At 40.5% G+C, this 24,629-nt stretch carries 22 protein-coding genes; 9 read left to right on the top strand and 13 right to left on the bottom strand.

The features are described from left to right. The first annotated feature begins 107 nt into the window (after positions 1–107). From tacF to ACERDH_RS00495, 3 genes are read left to right on the top strand one after another with little or no spacing between them, the layout of a single operon-like run. Complete coding sequence (gene tacF / locus ACERDH_RS00505) at positions 108–1,595, top strand: type IV teichoic acid flippase TacF (RefSeq protein ID WP_386681445.1); 1,488 nt, start codon at positions 108–110, stop codon at positions 1,593–1,595. A 9-nt stretch (positions 1,596–1,604) separates the two neighbouring features. Continuing rightward, positions 1,605–2,408: a LicD family protein gene (locus tag ACERDH_RS00500; RefSeq protein ID WP_386681442.1), complete on the top strand. Its 804-nt coding sequence runs from the start codon at positions 1,605–1,607 to the stop codon at positions 2,406–2,408. A gap of 1 nt (position 2,409) precedes the next feature. Next, on the top strand, positions 2,410–3,219 hold the full coding sequence (locus ACERDH_RS00495) for a LicD family protein (protein ID WP_386681439.1): 810 nt from the start codon (positions 2,410–2,412) through the stop codon (positions 3,217–3,219). A gap of 134 nt (positions 3,220–3,353) precedes the next feature. Here ACERDH_RS00495 and ACERDH_RS00490 read toward each other — a convergent pair whose 3' ends face one another. From ACERDH_RS00490 to ACERDH_RS00460, 7 genes are all read right to left on the bottom strand, one after another. Further along, positions 3,354–4,688: an Nramp family divalent metal transporter gene (locus tag ACERDH_RS00490; RefSeq protein WP_386681436.1), complete on the bottom strand. Its 1,335-nt coding sequence runs from the start codon at positions 4,686–4,688 to the stop codon at positions 3,354–3,356. A 217-nt stretch (positions 4,689–4,905) separates the two neighbouring features. Then, entirely contained in the window at positions 4,906–8,082 is a 3,177-nt protein-coding gene (gene carB, locus ACERDH_RS00485; RefSeq protein WP_386681433.1) for a carbamoyl-phosphate synthase large subunit, read from the bottom strand. A gap of 447 nt (positions 8,083–8,529) precedes the next feature. Beyond that, positions 8,530–9,609 carry a carbamoyl phosphate synthase small subunit gene (locus ACERDH_RS00480; protein ID WP_000166853.1) on the bottom strand — a complete coding sequence of 360 codons (1,080 nt, stop codon included), beginning with the start codon at positions 9,607–9,609 and terminating at the stop codon, positions 8,530–8,532. Between the two features lie 49 nt (positions 9,610–9,658). Then, the gene (locus ACERDH_RS00475; protein WP_004260121.1) at positions 9,659–10,582 is read right to left on the bottom strand and encodes an aspartate carbamoyltransferase catalytic subunit; all 924 of its coding nucleotides are present in this window, start codon (positions 10,580–10,582) and stop codon (positions 9,659–9,661) included. An 18-nt stretch (positions 10,583–10,600) separates the two neighbouring features. Next, positions 10,601–11,122, bottom strand: coding sequence for a bifunctional pyr operon transcriptional regulator/uracil phosphoribosyltransferase PyrR (gene pyrR / locus ACERDH_RS00470; protein ID WP_000850023.1), 522 nt, complete (start codon positions 11,120–11,122; stop codon positions 10,601–10,603). Positions 11,123–11,332: 210 nt separating this feature from the next. After that, the gene (gene nth, locus ACERDH_RS00465) at positions 11,333–11,962 is read right to left on the bottom strand and encodes an endonuclease III (protein WP_261121847.1); all 630 of its coding nucleotides are present in this window, start codon (positions 11,960–11,962) and stop codon (positions 11,333–11,335) included. Beyond that, a complete protein-coding gene (locus ACERDH_RS00460; RefSeq protein WP_386681427.1) occupies positions 11,962–12,504 on the bottom strand; it encodes a YceD family protein in 543 nt (180 codons plus the stop codon). The genes nth and ACERDH_RS00460 overlap by 1 nt, the downstream gene beginning before the upstream one ends. A 168-nt stretch (positions 12,505–12,672) precedes the next feature. Here ACERDH_RS00460 and ACERDH_RS00455 point away from each other — a divergent pair, with 168 nt between their 5' ends. Together ACERDH_RS00455 and ACERDH_RS00450 are read left to right on the top strand one after the other, a co-directional pair. After that, positions 12,673–13,002: a helicase BlpT gene (locus ACERDH_RS00455; RefSeq protein WP_386681424.1), complete on the top strand. Its 330-nt coding sequence runs from the start codon at positions 12,673–12,675 to the stop codon at positions 13,000–13,002. Between the two features lie 336 nt (positions 13,003–13,338). Beyond that, a complete protein-coding gene (locus tag ACERDH_RS00450; protein WP_386681421.1) occupies positions 13,339–14,889 on the top strand; it encodes an ATP-binding cassette domain-containing protein in 1,551 nt (516 codons plus the stop codon). A 53-nt stretch (positions 14,890–14,942) separates the two neighbouring features. Here ACERDH_RS00450 and htpX read toward each other — a convergent pair whose 3' ends face one another. Together htpX and ACERDH_RS00440 are read right to left on the bottom strand one after the other, a co-directional pair. Then, entirely contained in the window at positions 14,943–15,842 is a 900-nt protein-coding gene (gene htpX, locus ACERDH_RS00445) for a zinc metalloprotease HtpX (protein ID WP_227325775.1), read from the bottom strand. Between the two features lies 1 nt (position 15,843). Further along, a complete protein-coding gene (locus ACERDH_RS00440) occupies positions 15,844–16,404 on the bottom strand; it encodes a LemA family protein (RefSeq protein ID WP_386681417.1) in 561 nt (186 codons plus the stop codon). 93 nt (positions 16,405–16,497) lie between these two features. On the opposite strand from ACERDH_RS00440, the gene rsmG reads away from it, so the two are divergent. Together rsmG and ACERDH_RS00430 are read left to right on the top strand one after the other, a co-directional pair. Next, positions 16,498–17,211: a 16S rRNA (guanine(527)-N(7))-methyltransferase RsmG gene (gene rsmG / locus ACERDH_RS00435; protein WP_386681414.1), complete on the top strand. Its 714-nt coding sequence runs from the start codon at positions 16,498–16,500 to the stop codon at positions 17,209–17,211. A 203-nt stretch (positions 17,212–17,414) separates the two neighbouring features. Then, positions 17,415–18,698: a uracil-xanthine permease family protein gene (locus ACERDH_RS00430; protein WP_386681411.1), complete on the top strand. Its 1,284-nt coding sequence runs from the start codon at positions 17,415–17,417 to the stop codon at positions 18,696–18,698. A 96-nt stretch (positions 18,699–18,794) separates the two neighbouring features. Here ACERDH_RS00430 and ffh read toward each other — a convergent pair whose 3' ends face one another. From ffh to ACERDH_RS00415, 3 genes are all read right to left on the bottom strand, one after another. Beyond that, positions 18,795–20,366, bottom strand: a complete 1,572-nt coding sequence (ffh, locus tag ACERDH_RS00425) for a signal recognition particle protein (protein ID WP_386681408.1) — start codon at positions 20,364–20,366, stop codon at positions 18,795–18,797. A gap of 11 nt (positions 20,367–20,377) precedes the next feature. Next, positions 20,378–20,710 (bottom strand): putative DNA-binding protein, encoded by a 333-nt coding sequence (locus ACERDH_RS00420; RefSeq protein WP_000402066.1) that lies wholly within the window; start codon positions 20,708–20,710, stop codon positions 20,378–20,380. A gap of 90 nt (positions 20,711–20,800) precedes the next feature. Next, entirely contained in the window at positions 20,801–21,178 is a 378-nt protein-coding gene (locus ACERDH_RS00415; protein ID WP_004242372.1) for a YwiB family protein, read from the bottom strand. 71 nt (positions 21,179–21,249) lie between these two features. On the opposite strand from ACERDH_RS00415, the gene ACERDH_RS00410 reads away from it, so the two are divergent. Together ACERDH_RS00410 and yidA are read left to right on the top strand one after the other, a co-directional pair. Then, positions 21,250–22,554 carry an HD domain-containing protein gene (locus ACERDH_RS00410; protein ID WP_386681390.1) on the top strand — a complete coding sequence of 435 codons (1,305 nt, stop codon included), beginning with the start codon at positions 21,250–21,252 and terminating at the stop codon, positions 22,552–22,554. Positions 22,555–22,566: 12 nt separating this feature from the next. Then, entirely contained in the window at positions 22,567–23,373 is an 807-nt protein-coding gene (gene yidA, locus ACERDH_RS00405; protein ID WP_386681387.1) for a sugar-phosphatase, read from the top strand. A gap of 117 nt (positions 23,374–23,490) precedes the next feature. On the opposite strand, the gene ACERDH_RS00400 is transcribed toward yidA, so the two are convergent. Continuing rightward, on the bottom strand, positions 23,491–24,387 hold the full coding sequence (locus ACERDH_RS00400) for a TPM domain-containing protein (protein ID WP_125415994.1): 897 nt from the start codon (positions 24,385–24,387) through the stop codon (positions 23,491–23,493). Positions 24,388–24,629: the final 242 nt, after the last annotated feature.

Below are 24,629 nucleotides of genomic sequence, written 5' to 3'. Positions count from 1 at the left end.
AGAAAACTTAAAATAAAACTTTGAAACTTCAAAGGAATCACTTACCTTACTGCCCTTCATTTCTTATTAGCTGACTTTATGATATAATGAAAAACGAGGTAAATTGAATGAAAAGTATAAAATTAAATGCTCTATCTTATATGGGAATTCGCGTCTTAAATATTATTTTTCCCATCCTAACTGGAACCTATGTCGCCCGTGTCTTGGACCGAACTGACTATGGTTACTTCAACTCAGTTGACACTATTTTGTCTTTTTTCTTGCCCTTTGCGACTTATGGAGTCTATAACTACGGTTTGCGAGCTATCAGTAATGTCAAGGATAACAAAAAAGATCTGAATAGGACCTTCTCTAGTCTTTTTTATTTGTGCATAGCTTGTACAATTTTGACTACTGCTGTCTATATCCTAGCCTATCCTCTCTTCTTTACAGATAATCCAATCGTCAAAAAAGTCTACCTTGTTATGGGGATTCAACTCATTGCCCAGATTTTTTCAATCGAATGGGTCAATGAAGCCCTGGAAAATTACAGTTTTCTTTTTTACAAGACTGCCTTCATCCGTATCCTGATGCTGGTCTCTATTTTCCTGTTTGTCAAAAATGAACACGATATTGTTGTCTATACACTTGTAATGAGTTTATCGACACTGATCAACTATCTAATTAGTTATTTTTGGATTAAAAGAGACATTAAGCTTGTTAAGATTCACCTAAGTGATTTTAAACCGCTCTTTCTCCCTCTTACGGCTATGTTGGTCTTTGCCAATGCCAATATGCTCTTCACATTTTTGGACCGTCTCTTCCTCGTTAAAACAGGGATTGATGTTAACGTTAGTTACTATACTATGGCACAGCGAATTGTGACCGTTATAGCTGGTGTTGTGACAGGAGCTATCGGAGTGAGTGTACCTCGTCTCAGTTACTATTTAGGTAAAGGAGACAAAGAAGCCTATGTTTCCCTAGTTAATAGAGGTAGTCGAATCTTTAACTTCTTTATCATTCCACTGAGTTTCGGACTCATGGTTTTAGGACCAAATGCCATCCTACTTTACGGTAGTGAAAAATATATCGGAGGTGGTATCTTAACCTCTCTCTTCGCTTTTCGTACGATTATCCTGGCCTTAGATACCATTCTTGGTTCCCAAATTCTCTTTACAAATGGCTATGAAAAACGAATCACAGTCTATACAGTCTTTGCAGGATTACTCAATTTGGGCTTAAATAGTCTCCTCTTTTTCAACCACATCGTGGCTCCTGAATACTACTTACTGACAACTATGCTATCAGAGGCCTCTCTACTTGTTTTCTATATCATTTTCATCCATAGAAAACAACTCATCCACTTAGGACATATCTTTAGCTATACTGTTCGATACTCGCTCTTTTCACTTTCCTTTGTAGGAATTTATTTCCTGATTAATTTCTTGTATCCTGTGGATATGGTCATTAATTTGCCATTTTTGATTAATACTGGTTTGATTGTCTTGCTATCAGCCATCTCTTATATTGGTCTACTTGTCTTCACCAAAGATAGCATTTTCTATGAATTTTTAAACCATGTCCTAGCCTTAAAAAATAGATTCAAAAAATCTTAGGAGTTTAGAATGAAACAACTTAGCATTGAAGATGCCAAACAAATTGAATTAGAAATTTTGGATTATATTGATACTCTCTGCAAAAAGCACAATATCAACTATATCATTAACTACGGTACTCTGATTGGGGCGGTTCGACATCAAGGCTTTATCCCTTGGGACGACGATATTGATTTATCTATGCCTAGAGAAGACTACCAACGATTTATTACCATTTTCCAAAAGGAAAAAAGCAAGTATAAGCTTCTATCCTTAGAAACAGATAAAAACTACTTTAACAACTTTATCAAAATAACCGATAGTACGACTAAAATAATCGATACTCGAAATACAAAAACCTATGATTCTGGTATCTTTATCGATATTTTCCCTATGGATCGCTTTGATGACCCTAAGGTCATTGATACTTGTTATAAACTGGAAAGCTTCAAACTTCTGTCTTTCAGTAAACATAAAAATATTGTCTATAAAGATAGCATTATAAAAGATTGGATACGAACAGCCTTTTGGTTGCTCCTTCGCCCTGTTTCTCCCCGTTATTTTGCAAATAAAATCGAGAAAGAAATTCAAAAATATAGTCGTGAGAATGGGCAGTATATGGCTTTTATCCCTTCTAAATTTAAGGAAAAGGAAGTCTTCCCAAGTGGTACCTTCGATAGAACAATCGATTTACCCTTTGAGAATTTAAACCTTCCCGCACCTGAAAATTTTGATACTATTTTGACACAATTTTATGGAGATTATATGACCTTGCCACCTGAAGAAAAACGCTTCTACAGTCATGAATTTCATGCCTACAAATTGGAGGATTAGGATGCAATATTTAGAAAAAGAAGAAATTAAAGAAATTCAACTAGCCCTGCTAGACTATATTGATGAGACTTGTAAGAAACATGATATTCCTTATTTTCTCAGTTATGGAACCATGCTTGGAGCTATCCGCCACAAAGGTATGATTCCCTGGGATGATGATATTGATATATCTCTCTATCGTGAAGATTATGAGCGCTTACTGAAGATTATTGAGGAAGAAAATCATCCTCGCTACAAGGTTCTTTCATACGACACTTCTTCTTGGTACTTCCATAATTTCGCATCAATTTTGGATACTTCTACTGTTATCGAAGACCATGTTAAGTACAAACGTCATGACACCAGTCTCTTTATCGATGTCTTTCCAATTGATCGCTTTACAGACTTGAGCATTGTTGACAAGAGTTATAAGTATGTAGCCCTTCGTCAACTAGCTTATATCAAAAAATCACGCGCAGTTCACGGTGATAGCAAGTTAAAAGATTTTCTAAGATTATGTAGCTGGTACGCCCTCCGATTGGTCAATCCCCGTTACTTTTACAAGAAAATTGAGCATTTAGTCAAAAATGCTGCAACCAACACTCCTCAATATGAGGGAGGAATTGGTATTGGTAAAGAAGGAATGAAAGAAGTCTTCCCAGTTGATACCTTTAAAGAACTCATCTTGACTGAGTTTGAAGGCCGTATGTTGCCCGTCCCTAAAAAATATGATCAATTTTTAACCCAGATGTATGGGGATTATATGACACCACCATCAAAAGAAATGCAAGAGTGGTATAGCCACAGTATTAAAGCTTATCGCAAAAACTAATTGAGGGTGAACATATAAACTACAAAAAAAAGAACAGTTTCAACTGTTCTTTTTTACTTCTTTTCATGAATCAAGCACTACTATTATCCCTTTATCAATCCTCAAGCTGATGCCCAGAGCTGATTTAAACGAATTTAAAAAATATCGAAAAGCAGCTTGATATTGAGAATGGTCAAGATGATTGAAACTACGTAGCCAAGGATTGTATTCCACTTGGCATTGGTAAATTCTCCCATCACTGACTTCTTAGAGGTAAGATAGATTAAGGGGAAGATTGAAAACGGAAGAGCGATGGAAAGAAAGACCTGTGAATAGACCAACAACTGATCCAAGGTTTTTTCTTGATGTCCAAACAAAACAGCAACTATAATCACAGGAAGCAAGGCAAAAATACGTGTACCGATACGGATAATCCACTGAGGTAATTTCATATGTAAGAAACCTTCCATGACAATCTGTCCTGTCAAGGTGCCTGTGATAGTAGAATTTTGGCCACTTGCTAAAAGGGCTAGAGCAAATAAAGTTGACAGAGTTGAGCTGGCTATTGCTCCTGCTATTTTCGAATCCTGTAAAGCATTGTACATTTGAGAGAATGCTGAAATTTCAGACGCATGACCAAAAAAGAGCGATGCTCCTAAAATGAGAAGCAAGGAATTGACAACAAAGGCTAGCGACAACTGAAGATTTGAGTCCCAGGTCATAAAACGCACAGCTTTTCGAACATCCTTTTTATCCTTATGGTTGATTTTCCTTGTTTGCGAAAGGGATGAATGGAGATAGAGATTATGGGGCATGACTGTCGCTCCTACAATTCCTAAAGCCAAAGTCAGTTGACTCTCATGTCCCGGCAAAGGACTCTCAAACAAAGTTGATGTCGGTAAATAGCCACCAAAGATACCCTGAATACTTGGATTAGATAAAGCCACCAGATAAGAAAATATTCCTAATATAGTTAAGATAAGGGTTGTAACAATAGCTTCAATCTTCTTGAAGCCAAATTTCATCAACAAAAGCAAAAGAAACACATCTAAAACCGTTAGGAGGATAGCCACCATAATCGGTATTTTAAACAAAAGATTCAAAGCAATCGCTGAACCCAAAACCTCAGCCAAGTCTGTCGCCATTAAAGCTAATTCTACAATCACCCACAGACTATAACGGAGCCACTTAGGAGCATGATGAGCTGTTGCCTGCGCTAAATCCATCCTAGTCACAATACCAAGCTTTCCAGCCATTTGTTGTAACTGCATGGCAATAATGGATGAAATCAAAATAACAAATAAGAGACTATACTTGTAGGAAGCACCACCAACCACACTGGTAATCCAGTTTCCAGGATCCATATAACCAACTGCTACAAGAGCTCCAGGCCCTAAAAATGCCTTTAGATTTTGCCAAAAATGATTGTTATTGGGAGTTTCAATAGATTGATTGATCTCAGAAAGGGAGACCTTTTTGTAAGAAGACATAGGAATATTCACTTTCTAATCTTGTCTTTACCTAGTTTGTTAATGGAGTTTTTGAAAATATAATGAAAATAGTTTACCTATTTCCAATTTATTCTTATTATATCACATTTTAGAACGATTCTTAAGGAAAGCATGATAGCTGAAATAAGCAACACCAGTATTGGAAAAGCCAGCGTTTTCTGACGCTGGCTTTTTAACTGTGAAAATTCTTTCTCAACTAGATTGCTTCTGTAACAAAACTACGGCTTTCCAATACTTTAAGCATGGCGTTAGCTGTATCTAGGGCTGTAAAGAGGGGCACTCCGTGTTCAATGGCTGAACGGCGAATCTGCTCACCATCTTCGTCTGCAGTTCGTTTGGTTCCTACTGTGTTAATGATAGCTTGAATTCTTCCTTTACGAACAAAGCTTGGAATATCCTTATCGTCATCACCAATCTTACCAACAGGTTGGGCTTGCAATCCATGACTGGCAAAGAAGGCTGCTGTCCCTTCTGTCGCGAGGATTCCATAGCCAATATTTTGGAAACGACGAGCCAAGTCCAAGGCTTCTTCTTTGGCATCATCAGCGATGGTAAATACAACGTTACCAAAGGTTGGCAAGTGTAGGTAAGAAGCTTCAAAGGCTTTATAGAGAGCTTTTTCCAAATTCGTATCAGAACCCATCACTTCACCTGTTGACTTCATTTCAGGACCGAGCAAGCTGTCTACCTTAGCTAGTTTCGTGAAGGAGAAGACTGGTGCTTTAATATGAACTCGAGTACTTTCAGGGTAAAGACCATCTTGGTAGCCAAGTTCTGATAAACTTTGACCAAGAATAAGCTTGGTTGCTACCTGAGCCATAGGAATATTGGTTACTTTAGAAAGGAATGGAACCGTACGGCTGGCACGTGGATTGACCTCAATAACGTAGACTTTTTCATCCTTGATAACAAACTGGATGTTCATCATTCCAAGGCAATTAAGGCCGATTGCTAGACGTTTCGTATAGTCTGCTATAGTTTCCTGAACCTTTTGCGACAAGGTTTGTGGTGGGTAAACGGCCATTGAGTCACCTGAGTGGACACCAGCACGTTCGATATGCTCCATGATACCAGGGATAAGGACATTTTCTCCGTCTGAAATGGCATCAACTTCACACTCTTGTCCAACGATATAAGAGTCTACAAGGACTGGATGGTCAGGACTAGCCTTAACCGCTGTGCGCATGTAAGAACGAAGGTCTTCTTCGTTTTCAACGATTTCCATAGCACGTCCACCAAGTACATAAGATGGACGGACAAGAACTGGGAAGCCAATCTTTCGAGCTGCAAGAACTGCTTCTTCTTCATTGGTAGCCGTTTGTCCTGGTGGCTGTGGAATATCCAAATCTTTAAGAGCTTGCTCAAAGAGGTCACGGTCCTCAGCTCGGTCTAGGTCAGCAACCTGTGTCCCAAGGATGGTCACACCTGCTTTCGCCAATGGCTCCGCAAGGTTGATGGCTGTTTGACCACCGAACTGAACGATAACACCCTTTGGTTGCTCCAAGTCGATGACGTTCATCACATCTTCAAAAGTCAATGGTTCAAAGTAGAGTTTATCAGATACCGAGAAGTCTGTAGATACGGTCTCTGGATTTGAGTTCATGATGATAGCTTCGTAGCCAGCAGCTTGGATAGCCTTAACAGAGTGAACCGTTGCATAGTCAAACTCGACCCCTTGACCGATACGGATTGGACCAGAACCTAGGACAAGTACAGATTCCTTATCAGACTTGATAGACTCGTTTTCCCAACCATAGGTTGAATAGAAGTATGGTGTTTCAGAGTCAAATTCTGCCGCACAAGTATCTACCATCTTATAAACTGGAACAATCTTGCTTTCCAAACGAAGCTGGCGAACTTGGTCAGCTGTCGTTTCCCATAGTTCAGCAATCTTACGGTCTGAGAAACCATTTAGTTTTGCTGTTTTCAAGACTTCTAGATCTTGTGGATGAGCACCCAATTCTTGCTCAATTTCAAAGATATGCAAGAGTTTATCCAGATAAAAGATATCGATTTTTGTAAGCTCTGCAATTTCTTCTGGTGTGTAGCCACGGCGAATGGCTTCTGATACGTAAAAAAGACGGTCATCTTGAGCTTTGACAACTTTTTCAATCAAGGCATCATCCGAAACCGCTGCAAGTTCAGGCATTTCATTGTGATGTACCCCAATTTCAAGGGAGCGGCAAGCCTTAAGAAGAGATTCCTCGATGTTACGACCAATCGCCATGACTTCTCCAGTCGCCTTCATCTGCGTACCAAGACGGCGCTCACCCTTTTCAAACTTGTCAAATGGAAAACGCGGAATCTTGGCAACCACATAGTCAAGGGCTGGCTCAAACATGGCATAGGTTGAACCTGTAACTGGGTTGATAACTTCATCCAAGGTCAAACCTACTGCAATCTTGGCAGCCAACTTAGCAATCGGATATCCTGTCGCCTTAGAAGCAAGGGCTGACGAACGCGATACACGAGGGTTTACTTCGATGACATAGTACTTGAAGCTGTGTGGATCAAGGGCCAGCTGAACGTTACATCCCCCTTCAATCTTAAGGGCACGAATGATGCTCAAGCTTGCATCACGAAGCATTTGGTTTTCATAGTCTGACATGGTTTGCGCAGGGGCAAATACAATGGAATCCCCTGTGTGAATCCCAACTGGGTCAAAGTTTTCCATGTTACAAACAACTAAGGCATTGTCAGCCGAGTCGCGCATGACTTCATATTCGATTTCCTTGAAACCTGCGATTGAACGCTCAATCAAACATTGGGTCACAGGCGATAATTTCAAACCATTTTCAGCAATTTCACGCAATTCTTCCTCATTAGCACACATACCACCACCAGTACCACCTAGGGTAAAGGCTGGACGGACGATGACTGGGTAGCCAATTGTTGCTGCAAAGGCAACTGCTTCTTCGACAGTGTTAACAATCTCAGATTCAGGGATTGGTTGGTTGAGCTCCTCCATCAATTGTTTAAAGAGATCGCGGTCCTCCGCTTGGTCAATAGCAGATAGTTTAGTACCGAGAAGCTCAACTCCAAGCTCATCTAGAATACCATTTTTAGACAATTCCATAGCCATGTTGAGACCTGTCTGACCACCGAGTGTTGGTAGCAAGGCATCTGGACGCTCCTTACGAAGAATACGCGTCACAAACTCAAGTGTAATCGGTTCGATATAAACCTTGTCAGCAATCTCCTTGTCCGTCATGATAGTTGCAGGGTTTGAGTTAACCAAGACAACTTCATAACCTTCCTCTTTCAAAGACAAGCAAGCCTGGGTCCCAGCGTAGTCAAACTCAGCAGCTTGACCAATAATAATCGGACCAGAACCAATCACCATAATTTTTTGAATATCAGTACGTTTAGGCATAGTTTATGATACAAAGCCCGTAAAGAACACAGTAAAAATAGGAAACTCGGTGCAGACGCCTTCAGCGTCAAGACGATGTTTATCTTTTTCACACAGTTCTTAGGGCGTGTTCACTTCCGCGAACAATGTATCTTCTCCTTTCTATTCGGCAACTCTCAGGTTGCCATTAAATAAGTTCTCCGACGATTTTTTAGCGAAACGATACTTTTCGGTAAAAAATCTAGTGCAGGGAGTTTTTAGTTCGCCTGAAAGCGACTAAAAGAAACGACCTGCCTTTCTATTCGGCAACTCTCAGGTTGCCATTAAATAAGATACAAAGGACGAATAGAAAGCGATTGAATTTTAGGAAACCAAGGAAGGATTGACAATCCAAGTTGGTTTCCTAAAATTCCGAGCTTTCCGTCCGTGTTCAGTAACATAAATTCTCCGACGAGCTTTTACTCGTTCTTAGTTTGATTGTTTAAAAGCTTCCATCATCTCGATAAACTCGTCAAATAGGTAGCTAGCGTCGTGTGGACCAGGAGCTGCGTCTGGATGGTATTGAACAGAGAAAGCAGGTTGGTATCTGTGACGCACACCTTCAACTGACTTATCATTGATTTCTTCGTGGGTAATGATCAAATGCTCTGGCAAATCCTCACGGCTAACTGCATAACCATGGTTTTGACTTGTAAAATCCACACGTCCTGTAGCAATTTCACGTACCGCATGGTTAAATCCACGGTGACCAAACTTCATCTTGTAGGTCTTAGCACCATTTGCCATTGCAAAGAGTTGGTGCCCCATACAGATACCAAAGATTGGAATTTTTCCTTGCACACCACGAATCATATCCAGTGCCTGTGGAACATCTTCTGGGTTACCTGGACCGTTTGACAACATCACTCCGTCAGGATTGAGATGGAGAATTTCTTCAGCCGTTGTCGAATACGGAACAACCGTCACATTACAGTTGCGTTTAGAAAGTTCACGTAAAATTGAATGCTTGAGACCAAAGTCCACTAGCACCACGCTTAAACCAACCCCTGGAGCTGGATAGGAAGTTTTAGTAGAAACCTGCTTGATATTGTCTGTCGGCAAAACTGTTGCTTGGAGCTGGTCCGTCACATGGTCCATACTGTCTCCAACATGGGTCAAGGTTGCACGCATCGTACCATGCTTACGGATAATCTTGGTAAGTGCACGCGTATCAATTCCTGAAATACCTGGAATTTTTTTAGCTTTCAAAAATTCATCCAGCGTCATTTGGTTGCGCCAGTTGCTTGCTCTACGCGCTTCTTCAAAAACAACAACTCCCTTACAAGTTGGAATGATGGATTCGTAATCATCACGGTTTATTCCATAATTTCCTACCAAAGGATAAGTAAAGGTCAAGATTTGTCCATTATAAGACTGGTCTGTAATGGATTCTTGGTAACCGGTCATCCCTGTATTAAAGACGATTTCGCCTGTTACATCAATATCTGCTCCGAAGGCCTTGCCTTCAAAAACTGTGCCATCTTCTAATACTAGAAGTCTTTTTGTCATATTTTCACCTCTCGTGGACGCTCACTGGCGTCTTTTAACGTCTTGTGTTTTAGTTGGCGTTTCTACTCGCCAGTACGGATTCTAAGATTGCCATTCGAACAAAGACACCATTGGTCATTTGTTGGACAATCCGTGATTTTGGTGCTTCAACCAAGTGGTCTGCGATTTCTACATCACGATTGACTGGAGCTGGATGCATAAGGATTGCTGTTTCTTTCAAGCGATCATAACGTTCTTGAGTCAAGCCATGTTGGGCATGGTAGTCTTCTTTTGAAAAGACAGCTCCACTATCATGGCGTTCATGTTGCACACGGAGAAACATCATGACATCCACCTGATCAATGATTTCATCAATAGTTACAAACTGTCCATAGTCTGCAAACTCTTGACTTCTCCATTCCTCAGGTCCAGCAAAGTAAAGTTCAGCTCCCAAGCGTTTCAAAATCTGCATATTGGATTTGGCAACGCGTGAATGGTCCAAGTCACCTGCAATAGCAACCTTAAGCCCCTCAAAGTGGCCAAATTCCTCATAAATGGTCATCAAATCAAGCAAGCTCTGGCTAGGGTGTTGGCCTGAACCATCTCCACCATTGATGATGGAAGTCGTAATCGTCGGACTAGCAATTAACTCTCTGTAGTAGTCAACCTCTGGATGACGAATCACACAGACGTCAACTCCTAAAGCAGACAAAGTCAAAATGGTATCATAAAGTGTTTCACCCTTATTTACCGAGCTGGTCTTCACATCAAAGTCAAGTCGTTCCAATCCCAATTTAATCTCTGCCACTTCAAAGGACTTATGCGTCCGTGTAGAATCCTCAAAGAAAAGATTGGAAACAATCGGATGGTCTTCATAAGGAAGCTGAGCTCCGTTTTTAAATTCAATCCCTCTCTTGATCAATTTCATCACTTGATCGACAGTGAGGTCTTCCATGGACACCACATGGTTCAATGCTTGTTGATTTTCTGACATGGCTACTCCTTTAGCTTTCTAAGCTTCTTCAGTAATCAGAACTCTGTCTTGGCCATCAAGTTCTGCCATCTCTACGATGATTTCTTCAGAACGACTAGTTGGGATATTTTTCCCAACGTAATCTGGACGGATAGGCAATTCTCTATGTCCACGATCGACTAGAACTGCTAAACTCACGCGCGCAGGACGACCATGACCGACAATATTATCAATAGCAGCACGGATAGTACGACCTGTATAGAGCACATCATCAACCAAGATGACTTCACGGTCTGTCACATCTACAGAAACCAAAGAAGTATCTTCTCCACTTTTAACATCATCACGGAAAGGTTTAGTGTCCAATTCCACAACAGGAACTGAAAGATTTTCTAGCTGTTCCAAACGTTCTTGGATTCGGTGGGCGATAAAGACACCGCGAGTTTTAATACCAGCCAAGACGATTTTATTCAAATCTTTGTTGCGTTCGATAATCTCATAAGTAATACGCGTAATCGCTCGTTTGACGGTCAATTCGTCTACAACTTCTTTTGTCTTCATGACAAACCTCCAAAAAGAAAAGTCTCCTTAAACAAGGAGACTTGAAATGTATAGCTAAGCAAGCCCTACTGCAAACAGTATAGACTTCACCCTTCTACTTTATCGCGCTCCTTGCCTGCCTCACGGGACAGGTTTAAAGGAATATTTAGTTACCAAATACTATAGCACAAAGCAGGCCTAAAATCAAGCAAAAACTTTTGATGATCCATCTTATAAATTGCTAAAGTCATATAACTGTGGGTACTGGTCACACTCTGGATTTTTAGGATGACAAATGGCTCGTCCAAAATAAATCATAGCCTGATGAGCTGCTAACCACTGCTCAGGCGGCAAGATATCCATGACACGCTTTTCCACCTCAAGAGGTGTCGCTGATTTTTTGACAATATCGTGGTGTTTACAAATACGCTCCACATGAGTATCCACTGCAAAAGCTGGAATTCCAAAACCCACACTCATGATAACATTGGCTGTCTTGCGACCAACACCTGCCAAACTCTCCAACTCTTCACGTGTCTGAGGGACTTGACCATCAAAATCGTCTAGTAGCTGTTGGGCACATTTTTTAAGGAATTTAGCCTTATTTCGATACAGACCCAGACGAGAAATGTGTGAGGCAATCTCATTCTCTGTCGCAACAGACATGGCTTGTGGAGTTGGAAAGGCAGCAAAGAGACCTGGTGTGACCTTATTTACCGCTGCATCCGTTGTCTGAGCTGATAACATGACCGCAACCAAGAGTTCAAAATGATTGGTAAAATCAAGACTAGGCTTAGCATCTGGAAAAAGAGCAATGATTTCTTCTAGCACTTTTCGTGCGCGTTTTTTTGATAAGACCATTACTCGTCTCCATCAAATAGTCCTTGTAGGCCAGCAAAAGGACTGTTTTCTTCTTTCTTAACTGCTTGTTGAGCTTGGTATTCTTCCTCTGTCATGATTTGCCAGTCATTTCCTGACACAAATCCTTGACCAGCTTCTTCCTCAGCCGTCAAAACCTTGATAGGAATGTTTAGTAGGATATTGTCTGACACGCTCTCAGCAAGGTCAAGTTCCCCATTTTCGATAGGTAAGACCAAATCATCATCTAAAACTTCTTGATCTAGTTGATTAGTTGCTCCTTCCATGAAAACTTCTGTGACTGGATAAGATTCAGCCAACTCAACTGGTTCCATACTGCGACTTGAAGCAAGAACAATGGTATAAGATAGTTGATAATCTAAGAAATACATACGGTCTTCGTACTGTACTTTCCCAACTGCAAGAATATCTTTTACATCTAAAATTTCTTGATTGCGTGCACGCAGGTCAGCGACTAGATCTAAAGTTTGTTCAAAATGCAATCCTTCAGGCTGCTTACGAATTTCTTGAATATTTAATTTCATACTTCCTCCATAAAGATTTACTCTCTTGATTATACCATGAAAAGGCTACAAATCAGCACACCAAACTTTGTAATTAAAATTCGATTTTTTAACATATTTACTATGACATTTTTATTTTTTAGTGCTATACTATAGGCAATAATACATCAGAGCAAGGAGGATGCTCATATGGAAGACAAAGCACTCATTACTAATGCAACCCAACTCCTATCCGAGTTAAATAAAAATTTCCAAAGCTGCAAACAGGGTACGGCAGATGATATTCGACTACAAGAGCTGCTAAATACTACCCTGCAAGAGCTTAAAAAAGCGGAAAAGTTGGACAACAGTATCTTAATAGACCTTGAGAAATTTTACCAACGTACCAGTCTTCTGATTGGACTGGGTAGCCTAAAACTAAACGATCAAGCACGCATTGCTTGGCGCAACTATGACAAGTTCCATTACGAGCATGTCAAACACGTACTGACTCTTTATGGACCTGTTTTTGGATTTTAGAGATTAGAATTTCCAGTTTTTTGTTGACAAAATTTCCTAAAAGGTATAGGATAAAGGTACTAATACTCGGAGGTAAGGGAGACATGAACAACTAAGTCTATCAAATAAAGAACTTTATTTAGTAGATCTTGTTTTTGTCTCTTTTTGTGTGCTCTTTTATGCTCTTTTTCTGGCATTTTATCCTCTTTGAAAATCAAAAAACTAGAAAGCTAGCCATCTACTCCTCTTGGGTTGGATAGGGGGTAGACTGGCTTAGTTTGACAGGATTTTCGACATGGATAATAGCGTTTCTGACAGTGACTTTGGGCTCTACTAGGTAAAGTAGAGCTTTTTGTTATGCACTATGGACATTCTAGAAAGGGCAATCATATGATAAAAATCAATCACCTGACCATCACACAAAACAAAGATTTACGAGACCTTGTAGCCGACTTAAGCATGAGCATCCAAGACGGGGAAAAGGTCGCAATTATTGGCGAAGAAGGAAATGGCAAATCAACCTTGCTACAAGCTTTAATGGGGGAAACTTTACCTGATTTCGTTATCAGGGGTGTCATCCAGTCTGACCATCAATCACTAGCCTACATTCCTCAAAAACTCCCCGAGGAACTGAAAAAGAAAACTCTACACGACTACTTCTTTTTAGATTCTATTGATTTAGACTACAGTATCCTCTATCGTTTGGCTGACGAATTGCATTTTGATAGCAATCGTTTCGCTAGCGACCAAGAGATTGGTAGCCTTTCGGGGGGCGAAGCTTTGAAAATTCAGCTCATCCATGAGTTAGCCAAATCTTTTGAGGTTCTATTTTTAGATGAACCTTCAAATGACCTAGACCTTGAGACGGTTGATTGGCTAAAAGGTCAAATTCGCAAGATTCAGCAAACCGTTATTTTCATTTCCCATGATGAGGATTTTCTTTCTGAAACGGCTGATACTATTGTCCACTTGCGACTGGTCAAGCACCGGAAAGAAGCGGAAACACTAGTAGAACATTTAGACTATGAGAGCTATAGCGACCAGAGAAAGGCTAATTTTATCAAACAAAGCCAGCAAGCTGCTAACGACCAAAGAGCCTACAATAAAACCATGGAAAAACATCGGCGAGTCAAGCAAAATGTAGAAACTGCGCTTCGAGCTACCAAAGACAGTACTGCTGGGCGCCTATTAGCTAAAAAGATGAAAAATGTTCTCTCTCAAGAAAAACGCATTGAAAAGACAGCCCAGTCCATGACCCAAAAACCACTTGAAGAAGAAGAAATCAAACTTTTCTTCTCAGATATACAGCCATTACCAGCTTCTAAAGTCTTAATCCAACTGGAAAAAGAAAGTTTATCCATAGGCGACCGAGTTTTGGTTCAGGAACTACAACTAACTGTCCGTGGGCAAGAAAAAATCGGTATCATCGGCCAAAATGGTGTTGGTAAATCAACTCTGCTAGCCAAGTTACAGCAACTTCTTAATGATAAAAAAGAGATTTCCCTTGGTTTTATGCCACAAGATTACCAGCAAAAACTGCAATTGGAGTTATCCCCAATCGCCTATCTCAGCAAAACTGGGGAAAAAGAGGAACTGCAGAAAATCCAATCTCACTTAGCCAGTCTCAATTTCAGTTATCAAGAAATGCAGCATCAAATTCGCTCCTTATCTGGCGGGCAACAAGGTAAACTCCTGCTTTTGGATTTAGTCTTGTGCAACCCAAACTTTCTCCTTCTGGACGAACCCACACGAAACTTTTCTCCCACTTCTCAACCTGAAATCAGAAAACTCTTTGCCACTTATCCTGGTGGTCTCATCACTGTTTCGCATGACCGTCGTTTCTTAAAAGAAGTTTGCTCGACTATCTATCGCTTGACAGAACACGGTTTGGAGATAGTTAATTCATAAGATTTATAAATTTTCAACATAGCAAAAATCCAGAGATAACCTCTGGATTTTTTTTACATACGTTTCAAACGTTCAATCCGTTCTGAGATAGGTGGGTGGGTATAAAAGAGTTTTTGGAACCCTCCACCTTTCTTGGGATCATTGATATAAAGTGCACTGCTGGCATCATCGACAGGACGACTCATCGGTTTACTGTTGTCTAACTTGCGTAGAGCATTAATCATCCCTTGAGGATTACGAGTCAACTCGACACTGGAAGCATCAGCTAGGAATTCCCTCTGACGAGAAATAGCTAGTTGTACCAAGGTTGCAGCAAGAGGTGCCAGCACAATAGCTAGTAGAGAAACTACGAGCATAATGATTTCTAAGCCATTTCCATCTCGGTCATCATCACTTCGTCTGCGACCTGCTCCACCCCACCACATCATACGACCTGCCATGCTAGAAAGCATGGTGATAGCACTAGCAAGAGCAACAGCAATAGTCGAAATACGGATATCGTAATTACGAATATGACTGACTTCATGTCCCATAACAGCTTCTAGTTCTTCACGATTCATGATAGCTAGGAGACCTGACGTCGCAGCAACCGCTGCGTTTTGAGGGTTAGAACCTGTCGCAAAGGCATTTAAGGCTGGATCATCAATGATGAAAACACGAGGCATAGGAATCTGAGCCACCATAGCCATATCTTCCACTACATGGTAGAGGTCTGGTGCCGTTTGCTCATCCACCTCACGCGCTCCATTCATAGACATGACAATCTCGGTTGATTGAAAAATCATGGACAAGGCATAGATAAGGCCGATAATCAGTGCGATAACCAAACCACCAAGCCCAGACCGCATAAAGAGGTAACCAACCGCATAGCCAACAAGAGCTAAGAGTAGGAAAAATACCAGCAACAAAATCCACGTTTTTCGTTTATTGCTTGCAATTTGATCAAACAACATCTTAGTCACCTAAACCGCTAAAATCAACTTTAGGAACTGCTTTTTCCTCTTCTGGAGTTTGAAGGAAATCTGCTGCTTTAAATCCAAACATTCCAGCGATAATATTGCTTGGGAAAGTTTCCAATTTTACATTGTAGTTGCTGACAACACTGTTGTAAAGTTGACGAGAGTAAGAAATCTTATTTTCTGTATTGGTCAACTCCTCTTGTAATTTAACAAAGTTGGCACTAGCTTTCAAATCTGGATAGCTTTCTGCAACTGCAAAAATACCTGAAATCTGACGAGTAAGGGCATCACTAGCTTTCATAGCTTCTGCTGGTGAAGTCGCTGCCGCCACTTGGTTACGCAGTTCTGCCACCTTTTCAAGGGTAGAACCTTCATATTTGGCATAACCTTTTACAGTCTCAATCAAGTTTGGCAAGAGATCATTTCGACGTTTCAACTGAACATCAATTTGGCTCCAAGCCTCCTTTGTTTGCATACGATTCTTAACCAAACCGTTATAGCTAACAATCACAAAAATAACAACAAGAGCGATAACTCCAAGAACAATCCAAGTCATGATATAAGTCCTTTCTGCTTTTAGATTAGTACCAGTATATCAAATTTTTAATGATTGTGGTAAAATAAGATGATACTAAAGAAGGAAATAACTATGAAACCAGAAACATTTTACAACTTGCTTTCCGAGCAAAATCTTCCACTTTCGGACCAGCAAAAAAAACAATTTGAACGCTATTTTGAGCTCCTGGTCGAGTGGAATGAAAAGATTAATTTAACAGCCATTACGGACAAGGAAGAAGTTTATCTCAAACATTTTTACGATTCTATTGCACCTATTCCGCAAGGTTTGATTCCCAATGAAACTATCAAACTTCTTGATATTGGAGCTGGTGCAGGATTTCCTAGTCTTCCCATGAAAATCCTCTATCCTCAGTTAGATGTGACCATCATTGATTCACTCAATAAGCGCATCAACTTCCTCCAACTCTTAGCTCAAGAACTGGATTTGGATGGTGTTCATTTCTACCATGGACGTGCAGAAGACTTGGCCCAAGACAAAAACTTCCGTGCTCAATATGATTTTGTAACAGCTCGTGCGGTTGCCCGTATGCAAGTCCTATCTGAATTAACTATTCCCTACCTTAAAGTTGGCGGAAAACTATTGGCACTCAAGGCCAGCAATGCGCCTGAGGAATTATTAGAAGCTAAGAATGCCCTCAACCTCCTTTTTAGTAAGGTCGAAGACAATCTCAGCTACGCTCTACCTAATGGAGATCCGCGCTACATCACAGTAGTAGAAAAGAAAAAAGAAACACCAAATAAATATCCAAGAAAGGCTGGCATGCCCAACAAACGTCCACTTTAAATTTTTTAGTAAAAAATATTTACAAAGTTCGTAATTTCTGCTATACTATCACAAGCAAAGGTTTTTAATGTCATCCTGTGAGGTGACGAAGACGCAGAAATATTTAAAACTCTTTAAAGTCTAGATTTTAGAGAAGTCTTACTCTGAGGGCCTATTGCTGTAAAATAATGGGCTCTTTTTTGATGCCCAAAAGTGAGGTTTATATGAAACAAGAATCAACTGTTGATTTGTTACTAGACGTTGACCAACGTCCTTCGGCTGGAAAAGGAATTCTCCTTAGTTTCCAACACGTTTTCGCCATGTTTGGTGCGACCATCTTAGTACCATTGATTTTGGGAATGCCTGTATCTGTTGCCCTTTTTGCTTCAGGTGTTGGAACACTCATCTACATGATTTCAACTGGATTTAAAGTTCCAGTTTATCTAGGTTCTTCTTTTGCCTTTATCACAGCAATGTCACTTGCTATGAAAGAAATGGGTGGTGATGTATCTGCTGCTCAAACAGGGGTTATCTTGACTGGTTTGGTCTATGTCCTTGTAGCTGCTGGTGTTCGTTTTGCAGGTACAAAATGGATTGATAAACTCTTGCCACCAATCATCATCGGACCAATGATCATCGTCATCGGTCTTGGACTTGCAGGTTCAGCTGTTACCAATGCTGGTCTTGTAGCAGATGGGAATTGGAAAAATGCTCTTGTAGCAGTTGTTACTTTCTTAATCGCTGCCTTTATCAATACAAAAGGAAAAGGCTTCCTACGAATCATTCCATTCCTCTTTGCCATTATCGGTGGTTACCTCTTCGCACTAACTCTTGGCTTGGTTGACTTTACACCAGTTCTTAAAGCTAACTGGTTTGAAATTCCTGGTTTCTACTTGCCATTTAGCACAGGTGGTGCCTTTAAAGAGTACAATCTTTACTTTGGTCCAGAAACCATCGCTATCTTGCCAATCGCTATCGTAACAATCTCTGAACACATCGGAGACCATACTGTTTTGGGTCAAATCTGTGGCCGTCAATTCTTGAAAGAACCAGGTCTTCACCGTACTCTTCTTGGTGACGGTATCGCAACTTCAGTTTCTGCCTTCCTTGGTGGACCAGCCAATACAACTTATGGAGAAAATACCGGGGTTATCGGTATGACTCGTATCGCTTCTGTCTCAGTTATCCGTAACGCTGCCTTCATCGCGATTGCCCTTAGCTTCCTTGGTAAATTCACTGCCTTGATTTCAACCATTCCAAATGCTGTACTTGGTGGTATGTCAATCCTTCTCTACGGAGTTATCGCAAGTAATGGTTTGAAAGTCTTGATCAAAGAACGTGTAGACTTCAGTCAAATGCGTAACCTAATCATCGCAAGTGCTATGTTGGTCCTTGGACTTGGAGGAGCTATCCTTAAACTTGGTCCAGTTACCCTTTCAGGTACTGCCCTATCAGCCATGACAGGAATCATCTTGAACTTGGTCTTGCCATACGAAAATAAAGACTAATACTCTTCGAAAATCAAAAAACGAGCATTTCCAACTACGGAAGTGCTCATTTTTCTTCTTTCTAAAAAAAGGAAAGCCCTGCGGCCTTCCTTTGTCTTACTTGCGTTTCTTCTTCGCTTTTTTCATTTTGTTAGCCATGCGTTTCATGGATTGTTTCATAGCAAATTCGCCGATTTTACCCTTGAGTCCGCCACCAAACATCTGGCTCATATCTGGCATTCCTGCTCCTCCGAGAGCGGACAAGTCAGGCATACCACCTTGTCCCATCATTCCTTCAAGGGCAGACATATCCATTCCTCCCATATTTGGCATATTTTTAGGAAGGTTGTTTGGATTGATTCCCATCTGCTTCATCATCTTGTTCATATCCCCAGACATAACACCTTGCATGAGTTGTTTAGCCTGGTTAAAGTCTTTGATGAATTTATTGACCTCAACAAAAGTATTTCCAGAACCTGAAGCGATACGACGGCGACGGCTTGGATTTAGCAAATCTGGATTTTCACGTTCTTCAGGAGTCATGGAAGATACAATAGCACGTTTGCGTGCAATCTGGCGCTCATCCACTTTCATGTTCTGAAGGGCTGGATTGTTAGCCATCCCTGGAATCATCTTGAGCAAGTCTTCCATCGGCCCCATGTTTTGCACCTGATCTAATTGATCAATGAAATCATTGAAATCAAAGGTATTTTCGCGCATCTTCTCAGCCATTTCAAGGGCTTTTTGCTCATCGTATTCTTGAGAAGCTTTCTCAATCAAAGTGAGCATATCCCCCATGCCAAGGATACGGCTAGACATACGGTCTGGGTGGAAGGTTTCAATGTCCGTAATCTTTTCACCTGTACCAGTGAACTTGATTGGTTTTCCAGTAATGTGACGAACAGATAGAGCCGCACCACCACGAGTATCGCCATCAATCTTGGTAAGGATGACCCCAGTAACTTCTAACTGAGCATTAAACTCACGCGCAACATTGGCCGCTTCTTGACCAATCATGGCATCAACGACGAGCAGAATTTCATTTGGTTGAGCTAGTGCTTTCACGTCACGAAGTTCATTCATCAAAAGCTCATCAATCTGCAAACGACCTGCCGTATCAATCAAGACATAGTCATTATGATTGGCTTGGGCTTGTTCCAAACCTTGACGAACAATCTCCACAGCTGGAACCTCTGTCCCAAGAGCGAAGACAGGCACATCAATCTGTTGTCCCAAGGTCTTAAGCTGATCAATGGCTGCTGGACGATAGATATCCGCCGCAATCATCAAAGGACGGGCATTTTCTTCTTTCTTGAGTTTGTTGGCCAATTTACCTGCAAAAGTTGTTTTACCAGCCCCTTGCAAACCGACCATCATGATGATTGTAGGAATCTTAGGTGACTTGATAATCTCTGCCGTATCAGAACCTAAAACGGCTGTCAGTTCCTCATCAACGATTTTAATAATCTGTTGTGCTGGATTAAGGGTATCAATAACTTCATGTCCGACTGCACGTTCACGAACTTTCTTGATAAAGTCCTTTACAACAGGCAAGGCAACGTCAGCCTCAAGCAAGGCCAAGCGAATTTCTTTGGTTGCCTCTTGGACATCAGCCTCAGAGATTTTTCCTTTTTTACGTAGATTTTTAAAGACGTTCTGCAAACGTTCTGTTAAACTTTCAAATGCCATTTTTCTTCCTCTTATTCTCTATTATCAATGCTTGTTAAAATTTCTATCTGCTCCTGCAGAAAGTCATCCTTGGGATAGCGCTCCAAAATCTGGTCAAAAATTTGACTACGGACAATGTAGTCCGAATACATGTGCAATTTCATCTCATAATCTTCCAGAATCTTTTCTGTTCGCTTGATATTGTCATAGACAGCCTGACGACTGACACCAAACTCCTCGGCAATTTCAGCAAGGCTGTAATCATCAGCGTAGTAGAGTTCGATATAATTCATTTGCTTATCTGTCAAAAGCGCCGCATAAAATTCAAAGAGCGCATTCATACGATTGGTTTTTTCGATTTCCATAACTTTTATTATACCAAAAATTAGCCTAATCTACCACATTAGCAGGCTAATCCGAGAAGATAGCCAGGTAAATTTGAAAAAGACATGAGCCTAGCCCCAAGTAATTTCCAATTGATATCTGGCAAAGGGATGTCCCTCTTGGTTTTGTAGCTGATAATCTAGTTCAATCTTTTGCCCATCAACTTGATAATGGCTCGTTTGGATGATAAACTCCTGCATACCCATAGGTGTGGGAATATAGGCTAAACTATCACTATCCTTTAAAAAGCGCATAATGGTCTTAGGATTGGAAAATCGACTCATCACCAGTTCTTGACCATGAAATTTAATAACCACTTTTTCCTTTTCCTCATTATAGAAAAGCAGGTAGCTATAATCTCCCTTTTCATGCACTTCCACATCATAGAGTTGGTCAATCACTTCCAACTGCTCATCAAACTGAATCGTATTTCGCATCCGAATCTTCACATCAAGTCCTCTTTCTTGTCTCTTGTCCTACTATTTTACCAAAAACTCTAGCTTTTTGCTATAATGGTCATATGAACGAAAAAGTATTCCGTGACCCAGTTCACAACTACATCCATGTTAATAATCAAATCATCTATGACTTGATCAATACAAAAGAATTTCAGCGTTTGCGTCGGATTAAGCAACTGGGAACTTCCAGTTATACCTTCCACGGTGGGGAGCACAGCCGCTTCTCTCACTGTCTAGGTGTCTATGAAATTGCTCGTCGCATCACAGAGATTTTTGAAGAAAAATATCCTGAAGAATGGAATCCTGCCGAGTCTCTCTTGACCATGACCACTGCTCTCCTACATGACCTTGGACATGGTGCCTACTCCCATACTTTTGAAAATCTCTTTGATACAGACCACGAAGCTATTACTCAGGAGATTATCCAAAGTCCTGAAACGGAGATTCATCAAGTCCTGCTACAAGTGGCGCCAGATTTTCCAGAAAAGGTTGCCAGTGTCATTGATCATACCTATCCTAACAAGCAGGTTGTGCAACTCATTTCTAGTCAGATTGATGCGGACCGCATGGACTATCTCTTGCGCGACTCCTATTTTACAGGAGCATCCTATGGAGAATTTGACCTAACTCGGATCCTCCGAGTCATTCGTCCAATTGAAAACGGCATTGCCTTTCAGCAAAATGGCATGCACGCCATCGAAGACTATGTCCTCAGTCGCTACCAGATGTATATGCAGGTCTATTTCCACCCAGCAACACGGGCCATGGAAGTTCTCCTGCAGAATCTCCTCAAACGCGCCAAGGAACTCTATCCTGAGGACAAGGACTTCTTTGCACGAACTTCTCCACATCTCCTGCCTTTCTTTGAAAAAAATGTGACCTTGTCTGATTATCTGGCTCTGGATGATGGTGTGATGAATACCTACTTCCAACTCTGGATGACCAGTCCTGACAAGATTCTCGCAGACTTGTCGCAACGCTTTGTCAACCGCAAGGTCTTTAAATCCATTACCTTTTCACAAGAGGATCAAGACCAACTCGCCAGCATGAGAAAATTAGTTGAGGATATCGGCTTTGATCCAGACTATTACACTGCCATTCATAAGAACTTTGACCTCCCTTATGATATCTATCGTCCCGAATCTGAAAATCCACGGACACAGATTGAGATTTTACAAAAAAATGGTCAACTGGCCGAACTCTCTAGCCTGTCTCCTATCGTCCAATCCCTTGCTGGCAGTCGCCACGGAGATAATCGTTTCTATTTCCCAAAAGAAATGTTGGACCAAAACAGCATCTTCGCAAGTATCACCCAGCAATTTTTACACTTGATTGAGAACGATCATTTTACCCCAAATAAAAACTAGAAGAGAAAATTTATGAGTATTAAACTAATTGCCGTCGATATTGACGGAACCCTAGTCAACAGTCAAAAAGAAATCACGCCTGAAGTCTTTTCTGCCATCCAAGATGCCAAACAAGCTAGTGTCAAAGTCGTCATTGCCACTGGCCGCCCCATCGCAGGTGTTGCCAAACTTCTGGACGACTTGCAGTTGAGAGACGAAGGTGACTATGTGGTGACCTTCAACGGTGCCCTTGTCCAAGAAACTGCTACAGGACATGAGATTATCAGCGAATCATTGACTTATGAGGATTATCTGGATATGGAATTCCTCAGTCGCAAGCTCGGTGTCCACATGCACGCTATTACCAAGGATGGCATCTACACAGCCAATCGCAATATCGGAAAATACACAGTGCACGAATCAACCCTCGTCAGCATGCCTATCTTCTACCGTACACCTGAAGAAATGGCTGACAAGGAAATTATTAAGTGTATGTTCATCGATGAACCAGAAATTCTCGATGCTGCAATTGAAAAGATACCAGCAGAATTTTACAAACGATACTCCATCAACAAATCTGCTCCTTTCTACCTCGAACTCCTTAAAAAGAATGTGGACAAAGGTTCAGCCATCACTCACTTAGCTGAAAAACTCGGATTGACCAAAGATGAAACCATGGCTATCGGTGACGAAGAAAATGACCGTGCCATGCTGGAAGTCGTTGGCAACCCAGTTGTCATGGAAAACGGAAATCCAGAAATCAAAAAAATCGCCAAATACATAACTAAATCTAACGATGAATCCGGCGTTGCCCATGCCATCCGTACATGGGTACTGTAAAAGGGTATGAATAGACGAAAACCGCTCAGCTGAGCGGTTTTTTCCAAATCAAGAATTTTCTATACCATCATTTTTTTAAATGATCAAGGCAGGTAACTCACTATGAAATAAGCTAAATTACCAATCACTTGATGATCCACCAGCATCAAAACCACCACCTGACCAATCACTTGATGATCCACCAGCATCAAAACCACCACCTGACCAATCATCACTCGACCAAGGCGATGAGGAATCACTACTACTCTCATTATGATACTCATCTGAATTTTTAATATGGTAAGCTGTTAATGCTTTTTGTGACCAAGAACCATCATTTATAAAATCTTTATCATCAGGGTATAATTTATCCTTACCATAATAGAATTTATTAGATCTCCGTTTCCTACCCGAAACCCTACCTTCTGTAAGAAAAAGTACCACAAAAGAAATCATAAAAATTACACCGAAATGATCAAGAATTTCTACTACTAGTTCCCATATAGCTTTAGGGACTTCATAAAAATAATTTCTCTCTACTACAGGTGCATCAGCTAAGTCATAATCTTGATTGGATATGTTTTGGATTATATCAATCACAGCTCCATCATAGTCTTTGGCTCGCATCTTATCACGAGAGGCATCTAAGATTTCCCTAGCTTTTGTATCAGTCAATATAGTAGCTAGGTTATTAGAAGTCTCAATACGAAACTTTCTATCTTTTATAGCAATCAATAATAATGCACCCTTATTTGAATCCGAATAGCCAATTTTCCAAGATCTGGCAATCGTATTGGCTGACTTTTCTAAAGATTCACCATTTAAACTCTCAACAATATAAATACCAATTTGAGTATCCGATTTACCATTTAATTCTATTAGTTTATCTGAAACAACCTCTGATAAATAATGGTTTGGATCATAAATACCATTAGAAGGCCTATCTGGTATCACTAGATCTGCGTGAGTTGGTCCAATGAAAAATAACAGGATTGTAAAAAAAGACATTAAGATTAAAACTATTTTTTTCATCATAAAAGTCGGACCTTCTTTCTTTTAAAAATTTGCAATTTCAATAAGAATGAGAATAAATGATATTCTTTTTAAAATAGAATACTTCGATAAAGTCATCTTTCTATCAATCTATTGTATATGGTAGTTTCATTATAAGTTATTTATCTCACTTAATCAACGTAAAATATAGGAAAATTTGTTCTAAGTTTTTATTAAAACTATTATCTCTTAGTAATGAATACTAGCTTCGAACCTGACCATTA

The organism is Streptococcus bovismuti (assembly GCF_042436615.2).
In the GTDB taxonomy this organism is placed as follows: Bacteria; Bacillota; Bacilli; order Lactobacillales; family Streptococcaceae; genus Streptococcus.
Note: the sequence above shows the minus strand (reverse complement) of the source record. Positions and strands in the feature narration are given on the sequence as shown.

Excerpts from the sequence above, each read along its gene's own strand:
- tacF (WP_386681445.1), top strand. The coding sequence starts at position 108 with ATGAAAAGTATAAAATTAAATGCTCTATCTTATATGGGAATTCGCGTC.
- ACERDH_RS00500 (WP_386681442.1), top strand. The coding sequence starts at position 1,605 with ATGAAACAACTTAGCATTGAAGATGCCAAACAAATTGAATTAGAAATT.
- ACERDH_RS00495 (WP_386681439.1), top strand. The coding sequence starts at position 2,410 with ATGCAATATTTAGAAAAAGAAGAAATTAAAGAAATTCAACTAGCCCTG.
- ACERDH_RS00490 (WP_386681436.1), bottom strand. The coding sequence starts at position 4,688 with ATGTCTTCTTACAAAAAGGTCTCCCTTTCTGAGATCAATCAATCTATT.
- carB (WP_386681433.1), bottom strand. The coding sequence starts at position 8,082 with ATGCCTAAACGTACTGATATTCAAAAAATTATGGTGATTGGTTCTGGT.
- ACERDH_RS00480 (WP_000166853.1), bottom strand. The coding sequence starts at position 9,609 with ATGACAAAAAGACTTCTAGTATTAGAAGATGGCACAGTTTTTGAAGGC.
- ACERDH_RS00475 (WP_004260121.1), bottom strand. The coding sequence starts at position 10,582 with ATGTCAGAAAATCAACAAGCATTGAACCATGTGGTGTCCATGGAAGAC.
- pyrR (WP_000850023.1), bottom strand. The coding sequence starts at position 11,122 with ATGAAGACAAAAGAAGTTGTAGACGAATTGACCGTCAAACGAGCGATT.
- nth (WP_261121847.1), bottom strand. The coding sequence starts at position 11,962 with ATGGTCTTATCAAAAAAACGCGCACGAAAAGTGCTAGAAGAAATCATT.
- ACERDH_RS00460 (WP_386681427.1), bottom strand. The coding sequence starts at position 12,504 with ATGAAATTAAATATTCAAGAAATTCGTAAGCAGCCTGAAGGATTGCAT.
- ACERDH_RS00455 (WP_386681424.1), top strand. The coding sequence starts at position 12,673 with ATGGAAGACAAAGCACTCATTACTAATGCAACCCAACTCCTATCCGAG.
- ACERDH_RS00450 (WP_386681421.1), top strand. The coding sequence starts at position 13,339 with ATGCACTATGGACATTCTAGAAAGGGCAATCATATGATAAAAATCAAT.
- htpX (WP_227325775.1), bottom strand. The coding sequence starts at position 15,842 with ATGTTGTTTGATCAAATTGCAAGCAATAAACGAAAAACGTGGATTTTG.
- ACERDH_RS00440 (WP_386681417.1), bottom strand. The coding sequence starts at position 16,404 with ATGACTTGGATTGTTCTTGGAGTTATCGCTCTTGTTGTTATTTTTGTG.
- rsmG (WP_386681414.1), top strand. The coding sequence starts at position 16,498 with ATGAAACCAGAAACATTTTACAACTTGCTTTCCGAGCAAAATCTTCCA.
- ACERDH_RS00430 (WP_386681411.1), top strand. The coding sequence starts at position 17,415 with ATGAAACAAGAATCAACTGTTGATTTGTTACTAGACGTTGACCAACGT.
- ffh (WP_386681408.1), bottom strand. The coding sequence starts at position 20,366 with ATGGCATTTGAAAGTTTAACAGAACGTTTGCAGAACGTCTTTAAAAAT.
- ACERDH_RS00420 (WP_000402066.1), bottom strand. The coding sequence starts at position 20,710 with ATGGAAATCGAAAAAACCAATCGTATGAATGCGCTCTTTGAATTTTAT.
- ACERDH_RS00410 (WP_386681390.1), top strand. The coding sequence starts at position 21,250 with ATGAACGAAAAAGTATTCCGTGACCCAGTTCACAACTACATCCATGTT.
- yidA (WP_386681387.1), top strand. The coding sequence starts at position 22,567 with ATGAGTATTAAACTAATTGCCGTCGATATTGACGGAACCCTAGTCAAC.
- ACERDH_RS00400 (WP_125415994.1), bottom strand. The coding sequence starts at position 24,387 with ATGATGAAAAAAATAGTTTTAATCTTAATGTCTTTTTTTACAATCCTG.